The 7,589-nt window shown below is 67.8% G+C and carries 8 protein-coding genes; 7 read left to right on the top strand and 1 reads right to left on the bottom strand.

The genetic code is table 11. The features are described from left to right. Positions 1 to 135 (top strand): hypothetical protein (locus AC5RTT_RS12175; RefSeq protein WP_494145404.1); only part of this gene is annotated, 135 nt, incomplete at its 5' end. Positions 136 to 336: 201 nt separating this feature from the next. After that, positions 337 to 945 carry a hypothetical protein gene (locus AC5RTT_RS12170; RefSeq protein WP_494145401.1) on the top strand — a complete coding sequence of 203 codons (609 nt, stop codon included), beginning with the start codon at positions 337 to 339 and terminating at the stop codon, positions 943 to 945. A 16-nt stretch (positions 946 to 961) separates the two neighbouring features. Here AC5RTT_RS12170 and AC5RTT_RS12165 read toward each other — a convergent pair whose 3' ends face one another. After that, the gene (locus tag AC5RTT_RS12165) at positions 962 to 1,873 is read right to left on the bottom strand and encodes a LysR family transcriptional regulator (RefSeq protein ID WP_494145400.1); all 912 of its coding nucleotides are present in this window, start codon (positions 1,871 to 1,873) and stop codon (positions 962 to 964) included. Positions 1,874 to 2,005: 132 nt separating this feature from the next. Here AC5RTT_RS12165 and tdh point away from each other — a divergent pair, with 132 nt between their 5' ends. The 5 genes from tdh (at position 2,006) to AC5RTT_RS12140 (ending at position 7,532) form a co-directional block, all read left to right on the top strand. After that, on the top strand, positions 2,006 to 3,052 hold the full coding sequence (tdh, locus tag AC5RTT_RS12160; RefSeq protein WP_494145399.1) for an L-threonine 3-dehydrogenase: 1,047 nt from the start codon (positions 2,006 to 2,008) through the stop codon (positions 3,050 to 3,052). A 12-nt stretch (positions 3,053 to 3,064) separates the two neighbouring features. Then, entirely contained in the window at positions 3,065 to 4,261 is a 1,197-nt protein-coding gene (locus AC5RTT_RS12155) for a glycine C-acetyltransferase (protein WP_494145398.1), read from the top strand. Between the two features lie 56 nt (positions 4,262 to 4,317). Then, positions 4,318 to 5,424 (top strand): NAD(P)/FAD-dependent oxidoreductase, encoded by a 1,107-nt coding sequence (locus tag AC5RTT_RS12150; protein ID WP_494145397.1) that lies wholly within the window; start codon positions 4,318 to 4,320, stop codon positions 5,422 to 5,424. 11 nt (positions 5,425 to 5,435) lie between these two features. Continuing rightward, on the top strand, positions 5,436 to 6,647 hold the full coding sequence (hutI, locus tag AC5RTT_RS12145; protein WP_494145396.1) for an imidazolonepropionase: 1,212 nt from the start codon (positions 5,436 to 5,438) through the stop codon (positions 6,645 to 6,647). A 96-nt stretch (positions 6,648 to 6,743) separates the two neighbouring features. Next, positions 6,744 to 7,532, top strand: a complete 789-nt coding sequence (locus AC5RTT_RS12140; RefSeq protein WP_494051509.1) for a DeoR/GlpR family DNA-binding transcription regulator — start codon at positions 6,744 to 6,746, stop codon at positions 7,530 to 7,532. Positions 7,533 to 7,589 lie beyond the last annotated feature (57 nt).

The following is a 7,589-nucleotide window of genomic DNA, read 5'->3' as shown; positions in this document are numbered from 1 at the left end:
GCCGACAAGATCCGCGGCGGCAAGGTCCAGGCCATCGGCGCCATCGTGGGCGGGGTCATGAAGGCCACCCGCGGGCAGGCCGACGCCGGACGCGTCCGCGAGCTGATCCTCGAGAAGCTGGGCGTCACCGTCTAGCTGCCGCGCACCCCCCAACCGGGTAGCGCCCCCTGCCGTTGCGGAATCGCAGCGGCCGGGGTCGCTGCCCGGTTTTGCTTAAGTACTCAGGTAGTGGTCGGCGGAAAGTACGCGTTCACACCCGGCGGGGCCGGTCCTACACTGGAGCGCACGGAGGCCGGACCTATGCAGGCCCCGGACAGCGACGCGAAAGGGACCGCGATGCCACTGCAGGACAAGCCAAGGATCCGGAAGGCCTTCATTGCGGGGGCCATTGCCCTTGCCTTGAGCGGTACGGGGGCCGCCATCGCGTGGTCCGCCGACTCGCCGTTCCCGTCGCCGTCGCAGTCCGCGCCCGGGCAAGAGAAAAAGCACGACAAGCCGGGCAAACCGGACAAGTCCGCCAAGCCTGGAAAGCCCGGCAAGCCGGACAAGGCCCAGCGGCTGCAACTCCAGCACAGCGAAAGCGTGGTCAAGAACGCTGACGGCACCTTCCAGACCGTCCTCGAGCAGCGCGGCACGGTTGAGGCTGTTGGCGATAGGTCCATCACCGTCAAAAGCGAGGACGGCTTCAGCCGGACCTACACCGTCAACGCCGAAACGCGCATCACCAAGGCGCCGGGAACGGGCGACGACGGCCAGCGGCTCCGGCCCGGCGACGGAAGCATCGCGGACATCACCACGGGGGAAGTGGTCCGGGTAGCAGGCGCGAAGAACGGGGAACAGGCCACGGCCGAGCGGATTGCCGAAGGCGCCGGGGACGTGCCCGGGCTCGGGCTGGGCAGGGGGAACGGCATGGGCCACGGGCACGCCAAAGAGCAATCGCAGTAGCCAGGACCCGGTTGGCTCAGCCCTGCTCCACCAGCCCCGCCATGATCTCCTGCAGCGCCTCGCACACCATCATCACGGACCGGCGCTTCAGGTTCTCCGGCCGTGCCAGCAGGTCGATCCGCCGCCGGGTGCTGATGCCCTCGAGCGGACGCAGGACGATATCCGGATTCAGGACGGGGCTGGCGGTGTACCGGGGCAGCAGTCCCACCACGCCGCCGGCGGCCACCAGGGCCGCCACCGTGGAGTAGTCATTGATGCGGTGGACGATGTTCAGTTCACGGCTGGACACCGCGGCGACCGCGGACAGCACGTCGGCGGGGGAGTAGCCGGCGTGACTGGTCACCCAGGCCTCCCCGGCGACGTCGTCCGCGGTCATAACCCGCTTCCGTGCCAGCGGGTGTCCGGCCGGAAGCGCGACGTCCAGGGGCTCGTGCGCGAGCGGGATCACGGTAACCCGTTCGTCCGGCCAGCGGGGACTGTGGTCCATCCGGTGTGCCAGCACCAGGTCGTAGCGGGCGGTCAGGGCGGGGAAGTCCTGTTGGGCCACGTCCTCGTCGGACAGTTCCACCCGCGGCCCGCCGGGGGTGTCCAGCATCCTGGCAAGGGGTGCGAAGACCGCCTGGCCGGCGCTGTGGAAGCCGCTCAGGGTCACCCGTCCGGCCGGAGAGCCGTGGTAGCTGCCGATGGCGCTTTTGGCCTCGGCCATCGCGCTGACGACGGCGGCTCCCGCGTCCGCGAGGACCTGGCCCGCCTCGGTGAGCACCAGGTTCCGGCCCTCCTTCCGGGTCAGCGGAACTTCCACCGTGCGCTGGAGCAGGGCCAGTTGCTGGGAGACGGCGGACGGGGTGACCATCAGGGTGTCGGCCACGGCCTTGACGCTGCCCAGGGCGCCGAGCTCGCGGAGGATTTCAAGTTGGTGGATCTCCATGGACCTAGTCTAAGCATTAGCAAATGCTACATCGTCGATTGAGTAAAAGCTGATTGTGCTAAACGGTTTCCGGGGCTGTAATGGGGAGGGCAGCACCTGCCAATGATGTGACAACCAAGAGTGAGGAAGCCGATGAAGGCTCTCTACAAGGCCGGCCCGAAGGCCGGGTTCGAACTGGTGGACCGCCCGGAGCCCACGGTGGGTCCGGACGACGTGAAGATCCGCGTCATGACCACCGGGATCTGTGGCACGGACCTCCACATTCAGTCCTGGGACTCCTGGGCCCAGGGGATCATCGAAGCTCCCCTGATTCCGGGCCACGAATTCTACGGCGAGGTAGTGGAGACCGGCGGGGACGTCCGGGACGTGAAGGTTGGCGACCGGGTATCCGGTGAAGGCCACGTTGTCTGCGGCATCTGCCGGAACTGCCGCGCCGGCCGCCGGCAGATGTGCATCCACACGGTCAGCGTGGGCGTGCAGCGGGACGGGGCCTTCGCCGAGTATGTGGTCATCCCGGAAACCAACGTCTGGGTCCACCATGATCCTTCGGTCACGCCCGAGCTCGGCGCCATTTTCGATCCCTTTGGCAACGCGGTGCACACCGCCTTGAGTTTCCCGCTGGTGGGCGAGGACGTGCTCATCACCGGTGCCGGACCCATCGGGCTGATGGCCATCGCCGTCGCCCGCCATGCCGGTGCCCGAAAGATCGCCATCACGGACGTCTCGCAGCCCCGGCTGGACCTGGCCCGCAGGCTCGGCGCCGACCTTGCCATCGACGTCTCCACCACCCGCGTCCGCGACGCCCAACGTGAACTGGGCATGCGTGAAGGCTTCGACATCGGCATGGAAATGTCCGGCCACCCTACCGCCCTGCCGGAAATGATCGACAACATGAACCACGGGGGCCGGATTGCCATGCTGGGCCTGCCCAGCCAGGACATCACCATCGACTGGGGCAAGGTGGTCACCCACATGCTCACCCTCAAAGGCATCTACGGCCGGGAAATGTACGAAACCTGGTACGCCATGAGCGCCATGCTCTCCTCCAACCCGGTCCTCCACGCGGGGATCTCCGCCGTGGTCACGGACACGCTCCCCGCTGCAGACTGGGAGAAGGGCTTCGACCTTGCCCGCAGCGGCAGCGGCGGCAAAGTTGTCCTCGACTGGACCCGACTCTAAAGGATCACCACCATGTACACCTCCATCAAGGACCAGCTGAGCAGCGAGCTGGAGGACATCCGCACCGCCGGGCTCTACAAGACTGAGCGCAGCATCACCTCGCCCCAGTCCAGCCATATCACAGCTGGCCGAATCGGCTCATCCGGAGCGGACGTCCTGAACTTCTGCGCCAACAACTACCTGGGCCTGGCAGACCACCCGGACATCATCAGCGCCGCCAAGGAGGCGATGGATGAACGCGGCTTCGGCATGGCCAGCGTGCGGTTCATCTGCGGCACCCAGGACCTGCACCTGGAACTCGAAGGCCGCGTCTCCCGCTTCCTTGGTACCGAGGACACCATCCTGTTCTCGAGTTGCTTCGATGCCAACGGCGGGGTGTTTGAATCCCTGTTCGGTCCCGAGGATGCCGTCATTTCCGACGCGCTGAACCACGCCTCCATCATTGACGGCATCCGGCTGTGCAAGGCCCAGCGGTACCGGTACGCGAACCAGGACATGGCGGACCTTGAAGCGAGGCTCGTGGAGGCGAAGGACGCCCGCCGGAAGATCATCGTCACCGACGGCGTGTTCTCCATGGACGGTTACCTCGCCCCGCTGGAGGCCATCTGCGACCTCGCCGAACAGTACGGCGCACTGGTGATGGTGGACGATTCGCACGCCGTCGGCTTCATGGGCTCCACCGGCGCGGGCACGCCGGAACATGCCGGCGTCTCACGCCGGGTGGACATCTACACCGGAACGTTCGGCAAGGCCCTGGGCGGGGCCTCCGGCGGCTACGTTTCCGGGCGCGCCGAGATCGTGGCCATGCTCCGGCAGAAGGCCCGGCCCTACCTCTTTTCCAATTCGCTGGCTCCGTCCATCGTCGCCGCCACCATCAAGGCGCTGGACCTGGTGGAGAACTCTGCCGGCCTGCGGCGGCAGCTCTTCGACAACGCCGCTCTTTTCCGCCGCCGGATGACGGAGGAAGGCTTCGACCTGCTGCCCGGCGAGCACGCCATTGTCCCGGTCATGTTCGGCGACGCCGTCCTTGCCGCCAAGGTGGCTGACCGGATGCTGCAGCACGGTGTCTTCGTCACCGCATTCAGCTTCCCGGTGGTGCCGCGCGGTGCCGCCCGCATCCGGGTGCAGCTTTCGGCCGCGCACTCAGCCGACGACGTCGAAGCGTGCGTTCAGGCCTTCGTCGCCAGCCGCGCGGAAGTGGCTGCCTGACCCTGGCACCGGTCACCGGCAGCCGTTTCTGCAGCAACTCTGCAAGGATGGAACGCATGGCAGCACATTACGATGTCCTGATCGTGGGCGGCGGCATAGCCGGACTGTCCCTGGCGTCTGCGCTGGCGGGGAAATGCAGCGTGGCGCTGGTGGAGGCCGAGCAGGAGCTGGCCTACCACACGTCCTCCCGGTCGGCCCGGCAGCTCATCCCCAGCTATGGCCCGCCCGTGGTCCAGGAGCTCACCGCCAGGACACTCGAGCTGATCGCCGCCCGCGACGCCGAGCTGCCGGAGCCGGTCCTCACGCCGCGGAGCTTCATGCTGATCGGCAGCGAGGCCGGCGTCGCGGCGGAAGCCAGCGGCTCCATGAAGCCCATCACCCATGCGGAAGCGCTGGAGCTCTGTCCGGCGCTGGTTCCGGAGTCGTTTGCCGCTGCAGGCCTGGACACCGGATCGTTCGGTTCCAATGCACCGCTGCTGCTGGAGGACCACCGGCAGCGGGCAGTGGCCGCCGGGGCCGACATCTATACCGGTGCCAGGGTCCATTCCGCGCAGCGGCTCGGGTCCGGCTGGGAAGTGGGGGCCGGCACGGAAGCCTTCCAGGCGGGCGTGCTGGTCAACGCGGCGGGCGCCTGGGCCGACGAGCTGGCCGTCATCAGCGGGGTGGAGAAGCTGGGCCTGCAGCCGTACCGGCGCACCGCGGCGATTGCCGCCGTCGAACGTCCCCTGCCTGAGGGGAGCCCCATGGTGGCAGCCGCGGACAACACGTTCTACTTCCGGCGGGAGGGGAACGACGTCCTGATCTCGCCGTCGGAGGCTGTGCCCAGCGGCCCCGAGGATGCCCGGCCCAGGCCTGGTGACGTCGAACGCCTGGTGGATCTGCTGAACACCGTGACAACCCTCGCTATCACCGGGGTGCGCAGTGCCTGGACCGGGCTCCGCACGGAAGCGGCCGACGGGGTTCCGGTGGCGGGCTTCGACGCCGAGGCGCCGGGCTTTTACTGGCTCGCCGGACAGGGCGGCTACGGGTTCCAAACCTCCTCGGCCATGGCCGAACTGGCGGCGGGGCAGATCCTTGCCGGCCAGGACGGGACCGATGGGACGGTTCCGGTATCCCGGACAGCGCAGGCGCTGGCAGCCACGCGCTGGTCCATCCGGCGCTGAACAATGGTTGCATGAGCACCCTGATCACCAACATTGCCGAACTGATGACCCAGGACCTGGAACACCGGGTCCTGAAAGACGCGGCGGTAGTGATCGAGGGGGAGCGCATCGCCTGGATCGGGGCGGCCGCCGACGCGCCTGCAGCCGACGACGCCGTTGATGCCGGCGGGCGGGCCGTCCTTCCCGGCTGGGTGGATTCGCACACCCACCTGCTGTTTGCCGGTGACCGGACGGCTGAGTTCGAGGCACGCATGGCGGGGGAGCAGTACGCTGCCGGCGGCATCGCCGTCACCATGAACGCCACCCGCGCCACGTCGGACTTCGACCTCACACGCCTGGCAATGGGCAGGGTGGCGGAAGCGGTCTCCCAAGGGACCACCTACCTCGAGACGAAGACGGGCTACGGGCTGGACGTGGAGCATGAGGCCCGCAGCGCACGGATTGCCTCCACGGCTGCGGACCAGGTGACCTACCTCGGCGCCCACCTGGTTCCCGCCGGCCAGGATCCGGAGGCCTACACGGACCTGGTGTGCGGCCCCATGCTGGCTGCCGTCCGCCCTTTTGTACAGTGGGCTGACGTGTTCTGCGAGGAGGGAGCCTTCACGGCGGAACAGTCCCGCAGGGTTCTGCTGGCCTGCCGGGACGCCGGCCTGGGGCTGCGCGTGCACGGGAACCAGCTCGGTGAGGGCCCCGGGGTCCAGCTGGCCGTGGAGCTACGGGCCGCCAGCGTGGACCATGTGAACTACCTTTCCGCCGGGGACGTCGAAGCCCTGGCCGGAACCTGGTCCGGCTGGGACGCAGCCCATGGAACCGGGGAACGGGGCACGGTGGCCACCTGCCTGCCTGCCTGCGACCTTTCCACCCGCCAGCCGCTGGCCCCGGCGCGCGCACTGCTGGATGCAGGCGTCCAGGTGGCGCTCGCCTCCAACTGCAACCCGGGCACGTCCTACACAAGTTCCATGGCGTTCTGCGTTTCCACGGCTGTCCTGCAGATGCACCTCAGCGTGCACGAGGCGGTACGGGCGGCCACCTACGGCGGGGCGCTCGCGTTGCACAAGGATACCGGCCACGATGCCGACGGCGAACGCGCGGTGGGCTCAATCGCCGTCGGCCACCGTGCGGACCTGCACGTGCTCAACGCGCCCTCGGCCACGCATCTCGCCTACCGTCCCGGCATGCCGTTGACGTACGCTGTCTGGCGGGCCGGAGTGCGGGAACGGTAGGCCGCTGAGGGCTTAGTGACGTTAGATGATCATTTCGCGTCTGTTATGATCAGAAAGCGTCATCCGAAGCGGTGGCTGTTGTATTGAGAGGCCTGCATGACCCGCACCGACCGACTGACCGCCATTCTCGACCTGCTGGCCAAGACCGGGCAGGTGGAAGTCGACGAGATCGTCAGCACGCTCGGGGTATCGCCGGCAACGGCACGGCGGGACTTGGACAGCCTGGCCAAGCGCCGGCTCCTCACCCGTACCCGCGGCGGAGCTACCACCGGTGCCCTGGCCTACGACCTTCCCGGCCGCTACAACCGTGACGACCACGCCGAAGCCAAGGAACAGATCGCCCAGGCTGCCTCCGCCCTGATCCGGCCCGGTGCGGTGATTGGGCTCTGCGGCGGCACCACCAGCACAGCCCTCGCCCAGATCCTCGCCACCCGCGAGGACCTGAACGCACCGTCGAACCAGCCCACCCTGACAGTGGTTACCAACGCCATCAACATCGCAGGCCAGCTGGCCGTGCGGCCCAACATCAAGGTGATGGTCACCGGCGGCATCCTCAATCCGCGGTCCTACGAACTGGTGGGGCCGTACACGGACATCATCATGCAGAAAGTTGTGCTGGACATCGCCTTCATCGGCGTCAACGGCATCGATCCGGAAGTGGGTCCCACCAATACCGGTGAGGGCGAGGCCTCGGTCAACGCCCTGCTGGCCAGCAGGGCACGGGTGTCCTACGTCATCGCCGACTCCTCCAAGGTGGGGGTGCGTGCCTTTGCCACCATGGACGGCTACCACTTCACCCGGCTGATTACGGATGCGGGCATCTCCCCGAAGGACAAGGCTGCCTTTGAAGCCAACGGCACGGAAGTCATCGTGGCACCTGCCTAACCGCCCGGCCTGGGCGTACCGGGCAGCGGCACCGGGCAGTGGCGGTCGGGGTTTAGG

This window comes from Arthrobacter sp. Y3221157, from assembly GCF_059089865.1.
The sequence above is the reverse complement of the archived record's forward strand: the minus strand, read 5'-3'. Positions and strand labels throughout refer to the sequence as shown.